This window comes from Citrobacter sp. CK188, from assembly GCF_030333525.1.
Classification (GTDB): Bacteria; Pseudomonadota; Gammaproteobacteria; order Enterobacterales; family Enterobacteriaceae; genus Citrobacter_B; species Citrobacter_B koseri.
The window spans coordinates 206,785-225,710 of record NZ_JAOWFU010000036.1; the positions used below are offsets into that span (position 1 = coordinate 206,785).

Below are 18,926 nucleotides of genomic sequence, written 5' to 3' on the forward strand. Positions count from 1 at the left end.
AGCGCAGCGCTATCCGGTAAAAAGGCTGAACATCATAATAATGATAAGGAGTACCTGATTCTGTGTTAACTCTGCTACACCTGCTTTCTGCTGTTGCCCTGCTGGTGTGGGGCACCCATATTGTGCGTACCGGCGTGATGCGCGTTTTCGGCGCTCGTCTGCGTACCGTTCTCAGCCGCAGTGTTGAAAAGAAACCGCTCGCCTTCTGCGCGGGTATCGGCGTTACTGCGCTGGTGCAAAGCAGTAACGCCACGACTATGCTGGTGACGTCATTTGTCGCCCAGGATCTGGTCGCCCTGACGCCTGCACTGGTGATTGTGTTGGGGGCCGACGTGGGGACCGCGCTGATGGCGCGTATCCTTACCTTTGATTTGTCATGGTTATCGCCGCTGCTGATTTTCATCGGCGTTATCTTCTTTTTGGGGCGTAAGCAGTCACGCGCCGGACAACTGGGGCGAGTGGGGATCGGTCTTGGCCTGATACTGCTGGCGCTGGAGCTGATCGTGCAGGCGGTGACGCCGATTACTCAGGCGAATGGCGTACAGGTCATCTTCGCCTCGCTGACCGGCGACATCATGCTGGATGCACTGATTGGCGCCATGTTTGCCATCATCAGCTATTCCAGCCTGGCTGCCGTCCTGCTGACGGCCACGCTGACGGCGGCGGGCATCATATCGTTCCCGGTCGCGTTGTGCCTGGTCATCGGCGCCAACCTCGGTTCCGGCCTGCTGGCGATGCTCAACAACAGCGCAGCCAATGCCGCCGCTCGCCGCGTGGCGCTGGGCAGTCTGCTGTTTAAGCTGGTGGGCAGCCTGATTATCCTGCCGTTTGTCCATGTGCTGGCCGATACGATGGATGCGTTACCGCTGCCAAAATCCGAACTGGTTATCTACTTCCACGTTTTTTACAACCTGGCGCGGTGTCTGGTGATGATTCCGTTCGCCGAACCGATGGCGCGTTTCTGTAAACGTATTATCCGCGATGAACCGGAGCTGGATGCCCATCTGAAGCCTAAACATCTGGATGTCAGCGCGCTGGACACGCCAACGCTCGCGCTGGCCAATGCCGCCCGGGAAGCGCTGCGCATTGGTGATGCGATGGAGCAGATGATGGAAGGTCTGAAAAAGGTGATGCACGGCGAGCCGCGCGAAGAGAAAGAGCTGCGCAAGCTGGCGGATGATATCAACGTGCTTTACACCGCCATCAAACTCTATCTGGCGCGGATGCCGAAAGAGGAACTGGCGGAGGAAGAGTCGCGGCGCTGGGCGGAAATCATCGAGATGTCCCTGAACCTGGAGCAGGCCTCGGATATCGTCGAACGGATGGGCAGCGAGATTGCCGACAAGTCGCTGGCGGCGCGGCGGGCGTTTTCCATTGAAGGGCTGAAAGAGCTGGATGCGCTGTATGATCAGTTACTCAGCAACCTGCAACTGGCGATGTCGGTGTTTTTCTCCGGCGACGTCACCAGCGCCCGACGTTTGCGTCGTAGCAAACATCGTTTCCGTATTCTCAATCGTCGTTATTCACATGCGCATGTGGATCGCCTGCACCAGCAGAACGTACAGAGCATCGAAACCAGCTCATTGCATCTGGGACTGCTGGGCGATATGCAACGCCTGAATTCGCTGTTTTGTTCGGTGGCTTACAGCGTGCTGGAGCAGCCGGATGAAGACGACGAGCGGGATGACTATTGATTGCTGATTGCCGGATGGCGGCGTGAAATGCCTTATCCGGCCTACGTTATAAGCACTATCCTGTAGGCCTGATAAGCGTAGCGCCATCAGGCATTTTACATTCTACATGGCGACGATCAGAAGCGATGACCGGCTTCAAGAGGAACCGCTTCTTCACCCGCGTTGAACACATACGTCGTGTTCGGGCCGCCGAGCGTCGCCTGCCCCTTGCTCACCTGAATCCAGTTGCCTTCCGGCAGGCCAATCACCGTTAACTCTGGCGCGACCACCAGCAGCTCGCGAATACGCTGTTCGCGGGTTTCGCCTTTGTGGCCTTCCGGCAACGCGTTAGTGAAGTGCGGGTTAATCTGCAACGGGAACAGACCCAGCGCATCAAATCCTTGTGGGTCAACGATCGGCATATCGTTGGTGGTGCGAATAGTCGGACAGGCAAGGTTCGCGCCCGCGCTCCAGCCGATATACAACGCGCCACGCTTAACGGCAGCCACGATGGGCGCCAGCAGCCCACGTTCACGGCTCTCTTTTAGCAACTGGAAAGTGTTCCCACCGCCGACAATCACCACTTCCGCATCGGCAATCGCTGCGACCGGATCGGCGACGCTATGAATACCGGTCACTGAAACGCCGAGCGGCGCAAGGACTGCGGCGGTTTTCGCTGTGTAGTCGTCCCAGGTTTGCGTGACGCCAGCAAACGGGAGAAACACCGCTGAACGGCGGCCATGCAGTTGTTCCGCCACCAGCGGCAGCGCGTGTTCCAGCCAGGCTTTTCCCGGCAGAGTGGAGTTACTCAATAACAGCAGTTCCATGACATCTCCAGTAATCAAAAAGTAAAAACATCCGTGATGCTACCACCGCTCATCTTACCGCTTGCTGATGTGGCTCACGATGTGGTTATCGATATTCTGGAACGCGTCTCGCAGGGGGATTTCGTGATGTCATCGACTTTATGAGCAGCGGTGAGCCGCACTCCTGTCATTCGACGCTTTTTCCCTGACCGCAAGGTGCGGTATATTTCGCTTTTACAGGAGAATTTATGCTGCCCGACTCATCTGTCCGATTAAATAAATACATCAGTGAAAGCGGAATTTGCTCGCGTCGCGAGGCGGATCGCTACATTGAACAAGGGAATGTCTTCATTAATGGCAAACGCGCCACCATTGGCGATCAGGTGATGCATGGCGACGTGGTGAAGGTGAATGGTCGGTTGATTGAGCCGCGCGAAGCGGAAGATCTGGTCTTTATCGCGCTGAACAAGCCAGTAGGGATTGTCAGTACCACGGAAGACAGCGAACGCGATAACATCGTGGATTTCGTGAACCACAGCAAACGTATTTTCCCGATTGGCCGCCTGGATAAAGACTCCCAGGGGCTTATCTTTCTTACCAATCACGGCGATCTGGTTAACAAAATCCTCCGTGCCGGTAACGATCACGAGAAAGAGTATCTGGTCACGGTTGATAAGCCGGTGACGGATGACTTTATTCGCGGTATGGGCGCGGGCGTCCCGATCCTCGGCACGGTGACCAAAAAGTGCAAGGTGAAGAAGGAAGCGCCGTTTGTTTTCCGTATTACCCTGATTCAAGGGCTGAACCGCCAGATCCGCCGCATGTGCGAGCACTTTGGCTATGAAGTGACGAAACTCGAACGCACGCGCATTATGAACGTGAGTTTATCCGGTCTGCCGCCCGGCGAGTGGCGGGATCTGACGGATGACGAACTCATCGCTCTGTTTAAGCTGATCGAAAACTCTTCATCAGAAGCCAAACCGACGTCGAAGGCGAAAGCGAAGCCGAAAACGGCGGGCATTAAGCGTCCGGTGGTGAAAATCGAAAAAACCAATGAGAAAGCGCGCCCGGCGTCAAACGGAAAACGCTTTACCTCGCCGGGGCGGAAGAAGAAAGGGCGTTAACGTCTGCCGCGCGTCGGCGTATTGGCCGACCAGGAAAACGACGCCTCAGTATCTGGTTTATAAGCCTGCTTTTTCTTCAACTGGCGGGCTTTTTTGGCCTCTGCTTCGCGCAGCGCCATTAACTTATCAATGTACTCCTTTTTCACGCTGTTGGTTTCCGCATTCGTGAGCGGACGGCCATGTGCAATGCGCGCGCGATCGAGCAGCGTTTTCAGTTCACGCTGCTCGCGCTCGGTCATCTCTTTTTGGGTGATGCGTGGGAGTGCCATAAATGTACCCTCGGTCAGTCAGATAACCCAGTGTACGGCAAAGTGCAGAGGCTGTGTAGGCCGGATAAGGCGTTAGCCACCACCCGGCGACGTGCACGGATTGCGCCTGATGGCGCTACGCTTATCAGGTCTACACCTTCACCCTATCACGCGGCTTCTCGGCAATCGGCTTGCCTGACCAGTAACCGGCCAGCAGTGAGCCGGAGAGGTTATGCCAGACCGAGAACAGCGCGCCGGGGAGCGCGGCCAGCGGAGAGAAGTAAATTTTACCGAGCGCCGCCGCAAGGCCGGAGTTCTGCATTCCAACTTCAATCGCCAGCGTGCGGCAGGTGGACTCATCAAAGCCAAACAGGCGACCGCCCCAGTAACCGCCGAGCAGACCAATGGTGTTGTGCAGGATCACCGCCACAATCACCACAAAACCAACGGATGCGATATGCGAGGCGGAACCGGCCACCACTGCGCTGATGATCGCCAGAATGCACACCATTGAGAACGCAGGCAGATAAGGCTCCACGGTTTTTACCACGCGAGGAAACAGGTGGTGAATGACCAGCCCAAGCGCGATTGGAACCACGACGATCTGTAAAATGCTGAGCAGCATCCCCATCACATCCACCTGAATATGCGCATCCACATACAGGCGCGTCAGCAGCGGTGTCGCGACCACGCCAACCAGCGTGGAAACCGATGAGATAGTAACCGAAAGCGCCACATCCCCTTTCGCCAGATAGATCATGACGTTAGATGCCGTTCCGCTGGCGACGCTGCCCACCAGTACCATCCCGGCAGAGAGGTCCGGCGGCATGTTAAACAGTATCGCCAGTAGCCAGGCGGCGAGCGGCATCACCAGATAATGCAGGAAAATACCGGCAGCGACAGGCGCCGGGCGGGAAAGCACGCGTTTAAAGTCGTCGAGCTTAAGGTGTACGCCCATGCCGAACATAATCAGCATCAGCAGCGTGGTCACCCACGAGCCAATGGGGGTGAAGGTCGATGGCGTGTAATACGCAATAACAGAGAGCAGCAGCGCCCACAACGGGAACAGCCGGGTGATAACGGATAACATAATAAATTCCTTGCAGTATTGTCGTGTTGTTTAGTTATAAAAAAGCCGGGTTCGAGCCCGGCTATAGGTATTATTTATCGCGTGAGGAAATTTTATTCAAACAAATTATGATGAAGCTTCTGCACGACCTGTTCCGCTTCGGTGCCAGGCACCAGGAAACAGAGGTTATGGCTGGATGCGCCATAGCAAATCATGCGGATGTTGAACGGTTCCAGTACGCCGAACACTTCTTTACCGACGCCGCAGGCTTTAGACAGATCGTTGCCAATCAGCGCGACCAGCGCGAGATTTTCTTCCACTTCTACCCGGCATAGCGCGGAAAGCTCCATCAGCAAAGACTGTGTCAGCAGCGTGTCGCCCGTTGAAGTGGAACCGGTGGTATCCAGCGTCAGCGCCACGCTCACTTCCGAGGTGGTGATTAAATCTACGGAGATATTGTGCCGCGCCAGAATGCCGAACACTTCCGCCAGGAAACCACGCGAATGCAGCATATTCAGGCTGTGCAGCGTTAACAGCGTCTGTTTGCGACGCAGCGCCAGCGCGCGGAAGAGCGGTGGGTTTTGGGTTTTATTACATACCAGCGTCCCGCCCGCTTTTGGATCTTTACTGGAGCCGACGAAAACCGGGATATCGCTGCGTACGGCGGGCAGCAGCGTTGCAGGATGCAGCACCTTCGCGCCAAAGGTCGCCATTTCCGCCGCTTCTTCAAAGGCGATTTCATCGATACGCTGCGCGGCAGGCACCACGCGCGGGTCGGTGGTGTAGATGCCCGGCACATCCGTCCAGATATCGACGCGCGCCGCGTGCAGCGCTTCTGCAAGCAGCGCCGCCGTGTAGTCGCTGCCGCCGCGTCCCAGCGTCGTTGTGCGGCCTTTGCTTTCGCTGCCGATAAATCCCTGGGTGATGACCAGACCCTCTGCCAGGCGTGGGGCAAGCTGTAGCGTAGCCAGCTCCGACAGCGCTGCGATATCCGGTTCCGCGCGGCCAAAACGATCGCTGGTGCGCATCACCTTACGCACGTCAAACCACTGCGCCTGAATATTGCGCTCGCGCAGGATCTCCACAAACAGCAGGGTGGACATCAGCTCGCCGTGACTCACCAGCTCGTCGGTCAGAGCCATTGACGTCGCCAGTGAAGCCGCTTCGGCAAGCGTGGTAATGTTTTCCAGCAGACGCTCGATCTCTTCGCGGATAACGTTCGGGTAACGCAGACGCTCCAGAATATCGAACTGAATTTTACGGATGGCGTCGAGTTTTTCGAAGCGCTCTGGCGGTTCCAGCCCTTCTGCCAGCGCTACCAGCAGATTGGTGACGCCCGCAGAGGCGGAAAGCACCACTAAGCGTGCGTTAGCATCGGAAAGCACCACGTCGGCGCTACGGTTCATGGCGTCAAAATCGGCGACGCTGGTTCCGCCAAATTTGGCGACGACGAGCGGGGAAACAGCTGTTGTCATATCAACCTCGTGTCAGGGAATGAAAAAAGCGACCATGGCACAAGGGCAGAACAGAAACCGGTGCAGGCGCAAATACCGTATTTATAAATAAAATGTGTGGCTGGGACTGTCAACGCCGGGATTATGCGGATTTTTTATGCTGTCCTGGCCCTCAGTAACAGTGCTTATAACGACTATACCCGTCATACTTCAAGTTGCAGATGTGTTGGCTGCACTCAGAAACCCCAGTCACATAGTTATCTATGCTCCTGGGGATTTCTTCCCTTGCCGCCTTCCTGCAACTCGAATTATTTAGGGTATATACTTTTCGCTGCTTTTTATCCGCGTTTGATTCGCGTTCGGGCTAACGGCACTAAAACAATCACACTTTTTTGTGACTGGCGTTACAATCGATCTCAGTCACAATTCTCAAATCAGAAGAGTATTGCTAATGAAAAACATCAATCCGACGCAGACTTCTGCCTGGCAGGCACTACAAAAACACTACGACGACATGAAGGACGTTACTATCGCGGATCTTTTCGCGAAAGATAGCGACCGTTTTACCCGATTTTCCGCGACGTTTGACGATTTGATGCTGGTGGATTTCTCTAAAAACCGCATCACCGAAGAGACGCTGGCGAAATTGCAGGATCTGGCGAAAGAGACCGATCTGGCCGGTGCGATTAAGTCCATGTTCTCTGGCGAAAAAATCAACCGTACTGAAGACCGTGCCGTGCTGCACGTTGCGCTGCGTAACCGTAGCAATACTCCGATTATCGTTGACGGCAAAGATGTGATGCCGGAAGTGAATGCGGTGCTGGAGAAGATGAAAGCCTTCTCTGAAGCGATTATTTCAGGTCAATGGAAAGGTTACACCGGTAAAGCGATCACTGACGTGGTCAACATCGGTATCGGTGGTTCCGACCTGGGGCCGTTCATGGTGACTGAAGCGCTGCGCCCGTACAAAAACCATCTGAATATGCACTTTGTGTCTAACGTCGATGGCACCCACATCGCCGAAGTGCTGAAGAAAGTAAACCCGGAAACCACCCTGTTCCTGGTGGCGTCTAAAACCTTCACAACGCAGGAAACCATGACCAACGCCCACAGCGCGCGCGACTGGTTCCTGAGCACCGCGAATGATGAAAAACACGTCGCGAAACACTTTGCGGCGCTTTCCACCAATGCAAAAGCGGTGGGTGAGTTTGGGATCGACACCGCCAACATGTTCGAGTTCTGGGACTGGGTCGGCGGTCGTTACTCTCTGTGGTCGGCGATTGGCCTGTCTATCATCCTGTCTGTCGGCTTTGACAACTTCGTTGAACTGCTGTCCGGCGCGCATGCGATGGATAAACACTTCTCCACAACACCGGCTGAGAAAAACCTGCCGGTGCTGCTGGCGCTGATCGGTATCTGGTACAACAACTTCTTTGGCGCAGAAACCGAAGCGATTCTGCCGTACGACCAGTATATGCACCGTTTTGCGGCCTACTTCCAGCAGGGCAATATGGAGTCCAACGGCAAGTATGTTGACCGTAACGGCAATGCCGTAGACTACCAGACTGGCCCAATCATCTGGGGTGAACCGGGCACCAACGGCCAGCACGCGTTCTACCAGCTGATTCACCAGGGGACGAAGATGGTGCCTTGCGACTTTATCGCCCCGGCGATAACCCATAACCCGTTGTCCGATCACCATCAGAAACTGCTGTCTAACTTCTTCGCTCAGACCGAAGCGCTGGCGTTCGGCAAATCCCGCGAGGTGGTTGAGCAGGAATATCGCGATCAGGGGAAAGATCCGTCTCAGCTTGAGCATGTGGTGCCGTTCAAAGTGTTCGAAGGCAACCGCCCGACGAACTCCATCCTGCTGCGTGAAATCACGCCGTTTAGCCTGGGGGCGTTGATTGCGCTGTATGAGCACAAAATCTTCACTCAGGGCGCGATCCTGAACATCTTCACCTTCGACCAGTGGGGCGTTGAGCTGGGCAAACAGCTGGCTAACCGTATCCTGCCGGAACTGGGTGATGATAAAGCGATTTCCAGCCATGACAGTTCAACTAACGGTCTGATTAACCGTTATAAAGCATGGCGTGCCTGATGGCGTAACGCCCGGTGGCGCTACGCTTACCGGGCCTACAAACTGATGATGTAACGCCCGGTGGCGCCAGGCTTATCCGGCCTACAAACGGCGCGTCCTGTAGGCCGGATAAGGCGTTCCGCCGCCATCCGGCAGAAAAGTGATATATCTGTAATTAGAGCCGATATTATTATCGGCTTTTTTATAAGATAATTCCGGTTGTCTGTGCTATTCCGCAAAAATTTATATTGAGCTTAATCCTAAAATAATGAATAACCCGTAAGTTACTCGGTGTTATTTTCAGAGTATACGGATAATAAATATTGCATTGTTTTATTTTAATATAATGTTTTTAAAGGATATTTAATTATAATATAAGTGCCATTCCAGCCAAAAGTTTAATTATCCTAAAACCGCCTCGCTATTTAGACCTGTCGCAATCCACATGCTTTAGTTGTGTATACTCGATCCCGCCTGAATCGTTTTTCGGGTAAATCTCCATTCATTCAATGAAGGGATATTGTGATGAAAAAAGCTCTGTATGGCATTTTTGCCATATCTGCGCTTGCGGCGACTTCTGTCTGGGCCGCCCCCGTTCAGGTGGGTGAAGCAGCAGGGTCGGCGGCGACGTCGGTATCCGCGGGAAGTTCCTCCGCGACCAGCGTCAGCACCGTAAGCTCGGCGGTGGGCGTCGCTCTGGCGGCGACCGGCGGTGGCGATGGTTCTAATACCGGAACCACTACCACCACAACCACCAGTACCCAGTAACACCGGTACGTTTAATCATAACCACACTTCGGTGTGGTTATTTTAGCTTGCCTGAACCTGTGTGACTTCCTGGCCGGGGCCACCCGGCAATAATGCGGAGAAGAGTCGTGAAGCGACCTGGAATTATCATCATTTGCCTGCTGTTACAGGCTTGCTCAGCCACCACTAAAGGTCTGGGTAATTCGCTGTGGGACAGTCTGTTCGGTACGCCGGGCGTACAACTGACGGACGATGACATTCAAAACATGCCTTATGCCAGCCAGTACATGCAGCTCAATGGCGGGCCGCAGCTGTTTGTGGTGCTCGCTTTCGCAGAGAACGGGCAGCAGAAATGGGTGACGCAGGATCAGGCCACCATCGTGACCCAGCATGGTCGCCTGATTAAAACCCTGCTCGGCGGCGACAATCTGATCGGTGTGAACAATCTGGCGGCTGACCCATTGGCCAGACCGGCACAAATCGTAGATGGCGCAACGTGGACGCGCACGATGGGCTGGACGGAACATAAACAGGTGCGTTACGCCACCGCCCGCTCGGTCTTCAAATGGGATGGCGCTGACAGCATTAAAGTCGGTAGCGATGTAACCGCCGTTCGCGTACTGGATGAAGAGGTTACAACCGACCAGGCGCGCTGGCATAACCGCTACTGGATCGACAGCGAAGGGCAAATCCGCCAGTCGGAACAGTATCTGGGGGCGGACTACTTCCCGGTGAAAACCACGCTCATTAAGGCGGCAAAACAATGATGAAACAGACCATTGCAGCGCTGGCCCTGAGTTTGTGCGCTTCCTCATCTTTTGCCGCAGGCACCGTGAAGGTGTTTGCCGCAGGCAGCACTGAACCGAAGACGCTCACCGGCGCGGAACATCTGATCGATCTGGTCGGGCAGCCGAAACTGGCGAACAGCTGGTGGCCTGGCGCGGTTATCAGCGAAGAGCGGGCTACCGCCACGGCGCAGCGCCAGCAGCAGGAATTATTGGGCCGCCTGGCTGCGTTTGGCGCAGAGAAAAGCGGCGATGACGCCGCCGCAATCAATACGCTGCGCCAGCAGGTGCAGATGTTAAAAGTGACCGGCAGACAGCTCGTTAACCTTGACCCGGATACCGTACGCGTCAGCGAACGGGGCAATCCGCTGTTGCAGGGCCATTACACGCTGTGGGTCGGCGGGCAGCCGACGGATATCACGCTGTTTGGATTGGTTAGCCAGCCGGGTAAACGCCCCTTCAGCCCGGGGCGGGACGTGGCCAGCTACCTTGATGAGCAAAGCCTGCTCAGCGGGGCGGATCGCAGCTATGCGTGGGTTGTCTATCCCGACGGACGCACGCAGAAAGCGCCGGTCGCTTACTGGAACAAGCGTCACGTTGAGCCGATGCCAGGCAGCATCATTTTTGTCGGTCTTACGGATTCTCTATGGAGCAACACGCCGGATGCGCTTAACGCCGACATTCTTCGTACTCTGACGCAGCGGATACCCGAATAATGAAAAAAACACATCTGCTCAGCTTACTGGCGCTGGGCATCAGCGCAGCCTGCCATGCCGAAACATATCCGGCCCCCATTGGGCCGTCACAATCTGACTTCGGCGGCGTGGGGCTGCTGCAAACGCCAACGGCGCGAATGGCGCGGGAAGGGGAGATGAGCCTGAACTATCGTGATAACGATCAGTATCGCTACTACTCCGCGTCGATACAGTTGTTCCCGTGGCTGGAAACCACGCTGCGCTATACCGACGTGCGTACCAGACAATACAGCAGCGTGGAGTCGTTTTCCGGCAACCAGACCTACAAAGACAAAGCCTTCGACCTGAAACTGCGGTTATGGGAAGAGAGCTACTGGATGCCGCAGGTGGCGGTCGGCGCAAGGGATATCGGCGGGACGGGGCTGTTCGATGCGGAATACATCGTGGCGAACAAAGCCTGGGGGCCGTTTGATTTCTCGCTCGGTCTTGGCTGGGGTTATCTGGGCACCAGCGGCAACGTGAGCAATCCGTTTTGCTCATACAGCGATAAATTCTGTCACCGCGATAACAGTTATAAACAGGCCGGTTCCGTCAACGGCAGCGATATGTTCCATGGGCCAGCGTCGCTGTTTGGCGGGGTGGAGTATCAAACGCCCTGGCAGCCGCTGCGCCTGAAACTGGAGTATGAAGGCAACAATTATCAGCAGGATTTCGCGGGTAAGCTGGAGCAGAAGAGCAAGTTTAACGTCGGCGCCATTTACCGCGTCACCGATTGGGCCGACGTTAACCTCAGCTATGAACGCGGCAACACCTTTATGTTTGGCGTGACGCTGCGGACAAACTTCAACGATTTGCGCCCATCGTATAACGATAACGCGCGACCGAAATATCAGCCTGAGCCGCAGGACGCCATCCTGCAACACTCGGTCGTCGCTAACCAGTTGACGCTGCTGAAATACAACGCCGGACTGGCGGACCCTAAAATTCAGGTGAAAGGCGATACGCTGTACGTCACCGGCGAGCAGGTGAAATACCGTGATTCGCGGGAAGGGATCGAACGCGCGAATCGGATCGTCATGAACGATCTGCCAGAAGGGGTTCGCACGATCCGCGTGACGGAAAACCGTCTCAATATGCCGCAGGTCACCACGGAAACTGATGTCGCCAGCCTGAAACGCTATCTGGAAGGCGAACCATTAGGACACGAGACTCCACTGGCGCAAAAACGTGTGGAGCCGATCGTGCCGGAAACAACCGAGCAGGGTTGGTATATCGATAAATCGCGCTTTGATTTCCATATCGATCCGGTGTTGAACCAGTCTGTCGGCGGCCCGGAAAATTTCTATATGTACCAGCTTGGCGTGATGGGGACGGCGGATCTGTGGGTAACGGATCATCTGCTTACCACCGGCAGTCTGTTTGCCAATATCGCCAACAACTACGACAAATTTAACTACACCAACCCACCGAACGATTCGCATCTTCCGCGTGTGCGTACCCATGTGCGCGAATATGTGCAGAACGATATCTATGTGAATAACCTGCAAGCCAACTACTTCCAGTACCTCGGCAACGGTTTCTACGGCCAGGTTTACGGCGGTTATCTGTAGACCATGTACGGCGGCGCAGGGGCGGAAGTGCTGTATCGCCCGGTCGACAGCAACTGGGCGTTTGGTCTTGACGCTAACTACGTGAAACAGCGTGACTGGCGTAGCGCGCAGGATATGATGAAATTCACCGATTACAGCGTGAAAACCGGCCACTTGACCGCCTACTGGACGCCGTCGTTCGCGCAGGATGTGCTGGTGAAAGCGAGCGTCGGTCAATATCTGGCTGGCGACAAGGGCGGTACGCTGGAAATCGCGAAACGCTTTGACAGCGGCGTGGTGGTTGGCGGCTATGCCACTATCACCGATGTGTCGCCGGACGAGTACGGGGAAGGGGATTTCACCAAAGGCGTGTACGTGTCGGTACCGTTGGATCTCTTCTCGTCCAGCCCAACCCGCAGCCGCGCAGCGATTGGCTGGACGCCGCTGACGCGTGACGGCGGTCAGCAGCTTGGCCGGAAGTTTGGTCTGTACGATATGACCAGCGACCGCAACGTGAATTTCCGCTGATCGAGCCGTTTGCCAGCCGGATGGCGCTACGCTTATCCGGCCTACAAACCGCATCTATTGTAGGCCGGATAAGGCGTTTACGCCGCCATCCGGCAATTTACCACGCTTCCCGCGCCGATCACTGTGCCGTCGCTTTTCCCTTCTCTTTGAAACATGCCGTGACAGAGATAATTCTCCGCTGACCTTTGCTGCACAAAACATAAACAAAAAATATAGATCTCCGTCACATTTTTGCGTTATACAGGAACCTTGCTACTGAGAAAGAGGGTGCTGCTATGACGTCACTATCTCGTCCACGCGTGGAGTTTATCTCCACGATCCTACAGACCGTGCTGAATCTTGGGCTGTTAAGTCTGGGCTTGATCCTGGTCGTTTTCCTCGGTAAAGAGACCTTACATCTGGCGGATGTGCTGTTCGCGCCGGAGCAAACCAGCAAATACGAGCTGGTGGAAGGGTTAGTGGTCTACTTTCTCTACTTTGAGTTTATTGCGTTGATTGTGAAGTATTTCCAGTCAGGTTTTCATTTCCCGCTGCGCTACTTTGTCTATATCGGGATCACCGCGATTGTGCGGCTGATCATCGTCGATCATAAATCGCCGATGGATGTGCTGATCTACTCTGCGGCGATCCTGTTATTGGTGATCACCCTGTGGTTATGTAATTCGAAACGGTTAAAACGGGAATAAAAAAAGGCGCTCCGAGGAGCGCCGAAGAACAGTCACAAGTTGGGATAATATAAGTTGAGGGTTGCAGTGGCATTGCCCGTTTCCGGGCAGGTACATCAATGAAACTTAGCCTTTCACACCGCCTGCCGTCAGGCCGTTGACCAGCCAACGCTGGGCCAGCAGGAACACCAGCGTGATCGGGATGGCGGACAACACGGCAGCGGCGGCAAAATCGCCCCACAGATAGTTTTGCGGGTTGAGGTACTGCTGCATACCTACCGCCAGGGTATAGCTGTTTACATCACGCAGTAACAGCGAGGCGACAGGAACTTCAGTGATGGCGGCAATGAACGACAGAATAAAGACCACCGCCAGAATCGGCACCGAGAGCGGCAGCAGCACCAGGCGGAAAGCCTGCCACGGCGTCGCGCCATCCAGCGCCGCCGCTTCTTCCAGCGAACCGTCGATGGTTTCAAAATAGCCTTTAATCGTCCAGACGTGCAGCGCAATCCCGCCCAGGTAAGCGAAAATCACCCCGCCGTGGGTATTCAGACCGATAAACGGAATGTACTGGCCGAGACGGTCGAACAACGCGTACAACGCCACCAGTGACAGCACCGCCGGGAACATCTGGAAAATCAGCATCCCTTTGAGCAACGTCGCTTTGCCGGGAAAGCGCATACGGGCAAACGCGTAAGCGCAGGTCGTAGAGAGCGCCACGATGCCAATAGCGGTGATCGCCGCGACTTTGATCGAGTTCCACAGCCATAACAGAACCGGGAAGGGGGGCGGCGTGACACGGCCATCAGCGTGTTCCACGCTGAAGCCCAATGCCAGCCGCCAGTGCTCCCAGGAGATGCGTTCCGGGATCAGGCTCCCGGTTGCGAAGTTGCCTTCACGCAGCGAAATGGCGACGACCATCAGCAGCGGGAACATGATTGCCGCGATAAAAATCAGCAGCCCTAAGTGCGTGATGAAGAGACGCAGCTTTTGAGATTTGGGTTGAACCATTGCCATTGTTGTTATCTCCCTTAATCAAACTTCATACGTGTGGCTTTCAGGTTCACGATGGCCAGCGCGCCGACCAGCAGGAAGATCAGCGTGGCGATCGCGGCCGCCAGACCGAAGTCCTGGCCCCCGCCGCCTTCAAAGGCGATGCGGTAGGTGTAGCTCACGAGCAGGTCGGTATAACCGGCTGGCGTAGTGGTGCCGAGGCGGTCCGGGCCGCCGTTGGTCAGAAGCTGAATCAGTACGAAGTTGTTAAAGTTAAAGGCAAAGCTGGCGATCATCAGCGGCGTCAGCGGCTTAATCAGCAGCGGGAATGTAATCTTAAAGAAGTTCTGGAACGGGCCCGCGCCGTCCATTGCCGAGGCTTCGTACAGATCGTCTGGAATCGCTTTCAGCAGGCCCATGCAGAGGATCATCATGTACGGATAGCCCAGCCAGGTGTTGACGATAATGACCATCGTGCGGGCGGTGTTCGGGTCGCTGAACCAGGCCGGTTTGAGGCCAAACAGCGCGCTCAGCATCATGTTGATCTCACCAAAGCTCTGGTTGAACAAACCTTTGAAGATCAGAATCGAGATGAACGACGGCACCGCATACGGCAGAATCAGCAGCACGCGGTAAATCGCTTTACCTTTCAGCGCTTCCCACTGTACGAGGCAGGCCAGCACCATCCCAACCGCCACGGTCAGCAGCACGGTGAGAACTGAGAACACCACGGTCCAGACGAAGATCGCGAAGAACGGTTTCTGGATGCCCTCGTCAGTAAAGACGCGGGAGAAATTGTCCCAGCCGATGGTCACGGTGTAGCCTGGACTCAGTTTTTCGTCGCCCCAGTTGCCGTCCGCGTTGATGGCCTGATAGTAGCCAATATCGTTGTTTGGCCGATACGCCACGCCGCTCTGGTTATTTGTCAGCGTACCGTCGCTGGCGAGGGTATAGAGCGGCTGCGTGCCGGAAAACTGGCGCAGTGAGCTCATGATGACCTTGCTTTCATCGGGCAAAACGGCGGTAAGCTGGTTCAGCGCCTGACGATTTTGGGTGATGATGCGCAGGTTGGCGCGTTCACCGGCCGGCAGCGCGTCAGCCTCTTTCAGTTGCAGTTTTTGTTCGCCGCCGAATTTAAAGGCGTCGGAGAGATAATTCTTGCCGGTTTCGCCGTCGGTGAGGGCCAGTTGCCACTCGTCACCCGCCGGATACAGGCCAAAGTTATAGGTTTTGCCCGCCTGATAAGAACGATCCATCAGCACCTGCTGGGCGCGTTCAAAGGTGAGCTGGTTGGTGCTGCTGTAGTTGGTAAAGGCGATGGCGATAGTGCAGACCAGCGGGAACAGGACAAACAGCCCCATACCGGCCATGCCCGGATAAACATAGCGCCAGGCATAGGTTTTACGATTCGCGAAAATATACAGGCCAGCAGAGCTTAAAATCAGCGTCATGATGGCAAACAGGTACTCCCCTTGTGCGTACATTAAAACTACAAGGTAACCCACCAGCAGGCCCAGCAGACCAATCGCTGACCACTTCAGCGCGTCGCTTTGCCACCAATGTTTCTTTTTAATGACATCCATGGGGATCTTCCTCTACAACTTTGAAATCCTGTAGGTCAGCGTGCCTGATGGCGCTGCGTTTCTCCGGCCTACCTGTTCTGTAGGCCGGAGAAGGCATTGATGCCGCCAGCCGGCACACGACCTGAACATTACTTGGTGATACGGCCCTGCGCGTCTTTCAGCGCGGCGTCGACAGTCTGACGACCGCTGGCAGCGTTGATAACTGCCGTACGAACCGCATACCAGAAGGCTGACATCTGCGGAATGTTCGGCATGATTTCGCCTTTCTGGGCGTTATCCATCGTGGCGGCGATACGCGGATCTTTCGCTAACTGATCCTGGAAGGATTTCAGCGCAACCGCGCCCAGCGGTTTGTCCTTGTTCACGTCGTCCAGACCCTGATCGGTCAGCAGGTAGTTTTCGAGGAACTCTTTCGCCAGCTCTTTGTTCGGGCTGGCGGCGTTAATGCCCGCGCTCAGCACGCCAACGAACGGTTTAGACGGTTTGCCTTTGAATGTCGGCAGCAGTGTCACGCCGTAATTGATTTTGCTCTTGTCGATGTTTGACCACGCCCACGGACCGTTGATGGTCATCGCCGTTTCGCCTTTGTTAAAGGCGGCTTCCGCGATGGAGTAATCGGTATCGGCGTTCATGTGTTTGTTTTTGATCATATCGACCAGGAAGCCCAGACCGGCTTTCGCCCCTGCGCTGTCTACGCCGACATCTTTCACGTCATACTTACCGTTCTCAAACTTGAACGCGTAACCGCCATCGGCAGCAATCAGCGGCCAGGTGAAGTACGGTTCTTGCAGGTTGAACATCAGCGCGCTCTTACCTTTCGCCTTCAGCTCTTTATCCAGCGCCGGGATCTCTTCCCAGGTTTTCGGCGGGTTCGGAACGAGGTCTTTGTTGTAAATCAGGGACAGCGCTTCAACGGCGATCGGGTAGGCGATCAGCTTGCCGTTGTAACGCACCGCATCCCAGGTGAACGGATAGAGCTTGTCCTGGAACGCCTGGTCCGGGGTGATCTCAGCCAGCAGGCCAGACTGTGCGTAGCCGCCAAAACGGTCATGCGCCCAGAAGATGATGTCCGGGCCGTCACCGGTGGCCGCAACCTGAGGGAATTTCTCTTCCAGCTTGTCCGGGTGCTCAACGGTGACTTTAATGCCGGTGTCTTGTTCGAATTTTTTGCCCACTTCAGCGAGGCCGTTGTAGCCTTTGTCGCCGTTAATCCAGATAACCAGCTTACCTTCTTCAATCTTGGCGAGAGCCGAGGCGGAAAACATCATCGTCGTCAGTGCGGACAATGCGAGGATGCGTGCGCCAGTTTTGATTTTCATATCTCCCATCCTTTTTGGTGATGTGCTCGTGGATACACAGAGGTGGCTTAACGGTATCTAGTTTCTTTATACGACAACCTCTTTCCATCCTCCTTACCCCTACGCCCCACCCCTTCTTTATGTGATCTGTGTTGCATAAATGTGAGTAATGCGTGTTGGCGCACATAAAAACACCGCGATTTTTGCAGGTGACATCACGAAATTCCTCGGCGGGGCGCGGCCCGGGTCTCAGACGCTGCTCCCTCATCCTCCCGCCTCCTCCCCCATAAAAAAGCCGGGGGGTGGAGGATTTACGCAATCAAGGGATAACGCATAGTCAGGCCATCATGAATGTTGCTGTCGATGACAGGTTGTAACGAAGGGAGAAGGGCATGGCGAGCGTACAGCTGCGAAATGTAACGAAAGCCTGGGGTGACGTGGTGGTATCGAAAGATATCAATCTCGACATTCACGAAGGGGAATTCGTGGTGTTTGTCGGACCGTCAGGCTGCGGGAAATCGACCTTGCTGCGTATGATCGCCGGACTTGAAACCATCACCAGCGGAGATCTGTTCATTGGGGAAGCCCGTATGAACGACATCCCGCCCGCCGAACGCGGCGTGGGGATGGTCTTCCAGTCCTATGCGCTCTATCCCCACCTGTCCGTGGCAGAAAACATGTCTTTTGGTTTGAAGCTGGCGGGGGCCAAAAAAGAGGTGATGAATCAGCGTGTGAATCAGGTAGCTGAAGTGCTGCAACTGGCGCACCTGCTGGAGCGCAAGCCGAAAGCGCTCTCCGGCGGCCAGCGCCAGCGCGTGGCGATAGGCCGCACGCTGGTGGCGGAACCGCGCGTGTTCCTGCTTGATGAGCCGCTGTCTAACCTTGATGCCGCTCTGCGCGTGCAGATGCGTATCGAAATCTCCCGCCTGCATAAGCGTCTGGGCCGCACGATGATTTACGTCACCCACGATCAGGTCGAAGCGATGACGCTGGCCGACAAAATCGTGGTGCTGGATGCCGGCCGCGTGGCGCAGGTCGGTAAGCCGCTGGAGCTGTACCACTATCCGGCGGATCGCTTCGTCGCAGGTTTTATCGGTTCCCCGAAAATGAACTTCCTGCCGGTGAAAGTCACCGCGACCGCTATCGAGCAGGTGCAGGTTGAGCTGCCGAACCGCCAGAACGTCTGGCTGCCGGTAGAAAGCAACGGCGTTCAGGTCGGAGCAAATATGTCTTTAGGTATTCGTCCAGAGCATCTGCTGCCCAGCGACATCGCCGATGTCACCCTGGAAGGCGAGGTTCAGGTCGTCGAACAACTTGGTCACGAAACACAAATTCATATCCAGATCCCCGCCATTCGTCAAAACCTGGTTTACCGCCAGAACGACGTGGTGTTGGTAGAAGAGGGTGCCACATTCGCTATCGGTCTGCCGCCAGAGCGTTGCCATCTGTTCCGTGAAGATGGTTCCGCATGCCGTCGGCTGCATAAGGAGCCGGGCGTTTAAGGTCCCCATTAAAAAAACAAAACGCAAAACCATTCGAGGATGCATCAAGGCGGCAAGTGAAAAAACACCGCCAACAAAGAGGCAGTC

15 protein-coding genes and 2 pseudogenes are annotated in these 18,926 nt (G+C 55.4%); 10 read left to right on the top strand and 7 right to left on the bottom strand.

The features are described 5' to 3' along the window. Window positions 1-62 precede the first annotated feature (62 nt). Complete coding sequence (locus OGV67_RS18545) at window positions 63-1,694, top strand: Na/Pi cotransporter family protein (protein WP_024130841.1); 1,632 nt, start codon at window positions 63-65, stop codon at window positions 1,692-1,694. Window positions 1,695-1,810: 116 nt separating this feature from the next. Here OGV67_RS18545 and pepE read toward each other — a convergent pair whose 3' ends face one another. Beyond that, on the bottom strand, window positions 1,811-2,500 hold the full coding sequence (pepE, locus tag OGV67_RS18550) for a dipeptidase PepE (protein WP_012134669.1): 690 nt from the start codon (window positions 2,498-2,500) through the stop codon (window positions 1,811-1,813). Window positions 2,501-2,727: 227 nt separating this feature from the next. Here pepE and rluF point away from each other — a divergent pair, with 227 nt between their 5' ends. Continuing rightward, the gene (rluF, locus tag OGV67_RS18555; protein ID WP_115615259.1) at window positions 2,728-3,603 is read left to right on the top strand and encodes a 23S rRNA pseudouridine(2604) synthase RluF; all 876 of its coding nucleotides are present in this window, start codon (window positions 2,728-2,730) and stop codon (window positions 3,601-3,603) included. Here rluF and OGV67_RS18560 read toward each other — a convergent pair. The 3 genes from OGV67_RS18560 to lysC all read right to left on the bottom strand — a co-directional run bounded on the left by OGV67_RS18560 (window position 3,600) and on the right by lysC (window position 6,395). Then, window positions 3,600-3,872 carry a YjbD family protein gene (locus OGV67_RS18560; protein ID WP_012134667.1) on the bottom strand — a complete coding sequence of 91 codons (273 nt, stop codon included), beginning with the start codon at window positions 3,870-3,872 and terminating at the stop codon, window positions 3,600-3,602. The genes rluF and OGV67_RS18560 overlap by 4 nt on opposite strands. A 130-nt stretch (window positions 3,873-4,002) precedes the next feature. After that, window positions 4,003-4,941 (bottom strand): ketopantoate/pantoate/pantothenate transporter PanS, encoded by a 939-nt coding sequence (gene panS, locus OGV67_RS18565; protein WP_047459702.1) that lies wholly within the window; start codon window positions 4,939-4,941, stop codon window positions 4,003-4,005. Window positions 4,942-5,033: 92 nt separating this feature from the next. Further along, complete coding sequence (lysC, locus tag OGV67_RS18570; protein WP_012134664.1) at window positions 5,034-6,395, bottom strand: lysine-sensitive aspartokinase 3; 1,362 nt, start codon at window positions 6,393-6,395, stop codon at window positions 5,034-5,036. Window positions 6,396-6,825: 430 nt separating this feature from the next. Between lysC and pgi the strand changes: the two genes are divergently transcribed. The 7 genes and pseudogenes from pgi (at window position 6,826) to psiE (ending at window position 13,484) form a co-directional block, all read left to right on the top strand. Continuing rightward, window positions 6,826-8,475, top strand: coding sequence for a glucose-6-phosphate isomerase (gene pgi, locus OGV67_RS18575; protein ID WP_012134663.1), 1,650 nt, complete (start codon window positions 6,826-6,828; stop codon window positions 8,473-8,475). Between the two features lie 504 nt (window positions 8,476-8,979). Next, the gene (gene yjbE, locus OGV67_RS18580) at window positions 8,980-9,222 is read left to right on the top strand and encodes an exopolysaccharide production protein YjbE (RefSeq protein ID WP_012134661.1); all 243 of its coding nucleotides are present in this window, start codon (window positions 8,980-8,982) and stop codon (window positions 9,220-9,222) included. A gap of 107 nt (window positions 9,223-9,329) precedes the next feature. Next, window positions 9,330-9,968, top strand: a complete 639-nt coding sequence (locus tag OGV67_RS18585) for a YjbF family lipoprotein (protein WP_115615257.1) — start codon at window positions 9,330-9,332, stop codon at window positions 9,966-9,968. Further along, window positions 9,965-10,702 (top strand): capsule biosynthesis GfcC family protein, encoded by a 738-nt coding sequence (locus tag OGV67_RS18590; RefSeq protein ID WP_115615256.1) that lies wholly within the window; start codon window positions 9,965-9,967, stop codon window positions 10,700-10,702. Before OGV67_RS18585 ends, OGV67_RS18590 begins: the two co-directional genes overlap by 4 nt. Continuing rightward, window positions 10,702-12,798, top strand: a pseudogene (locus OGV67_RS18595) (YjbH domain-containing protein). The gene OGV67_RS18590 and the pseudogene OGV67_RS18595 overlap by 1 nt, the downstream one beginning before the upstream one ends. 16 nt (window positions 12,799-12,814) lie before the next feature. After that, window positions 12,815-13,057: pseudogene (locus OGV67_RS22205) on the top strand (hypothetical protein); the annotation flags it as partial. 16 nt (window positions 13,058-13,073) lie between these two features. After that, entirely contained in the window at window positions 13,074-13,484 is a 411-nt protein-coding gene (psiE, locus tag OGV67_RS18600) for a phosphate-starvation-inducible protein PsiE (RefSeq protein WP_012907714.1), read from the top strand. Between the two features lie 105 nt (window positions 13,485-13,589). Here psiE and malG read toward each other — a convergent pair whose 3' ends face one another. The 3 genes from malG to malE all read right to left on the bottom strand — a co-directional run bounded on the left by malG (window position 13,590) and on the right by malE (window position 17,358). Beyond that, entirely contained in the window at window positions 13,590-14,480 is an 891-nt protein-coding gene (gene malG / locus OGV67_RS18605; RefSeq protein ID WP_012134654.1) for a maltose ABC transporter permease MalG, read from the bottom strand. Between the two features lie 14 nt (window positions 14,481-14,494). Further along, on the bottom strand, window positions 14,495-16,039 hold the full coding sequence (malF, locus tag OGV67_RS18610; protein ID WP_115615254.1) for a maltose ABC transporter permease MalF: 1,545 nt from the start codon (window positions 16,037-16,039) through the stop codon (window positions 14,495-14,497). 128 nt (window positions 16,040-16,167) lie between these two features. Next, on the bottom strand, window positions 16,168-17,358 hold the full coding sequence (malE, locus tag OGV67_RS18615) for a maltose/maltodextrin ABC transporter substrate-binding protein MalE (protein ID WP_024130838.1): 1,191 nt from the start codon (window positions 17,356-17,358) through the stop codon (window positions 16,168-16,170). A 371-nt stretch (window positions 17,359-17,729) separates the two neighbouring features. Between malE and malK the strand changes: the two genes are divergently transcribed. Then, window positions 17,730-18,839, top strand: coding sequence for a maltose/maltodextrin ABC transporter ATP-binding protein MalK (gene malK / locus OGV67_RS18620; protein ID WP_012134650.1), 1,110 nt, complete (start codon window positions 17,730-17,732; stop codon window positions 18,837-18,839). Window positions 18,840-18,926 lie beyond the last annotated feature (87 nt).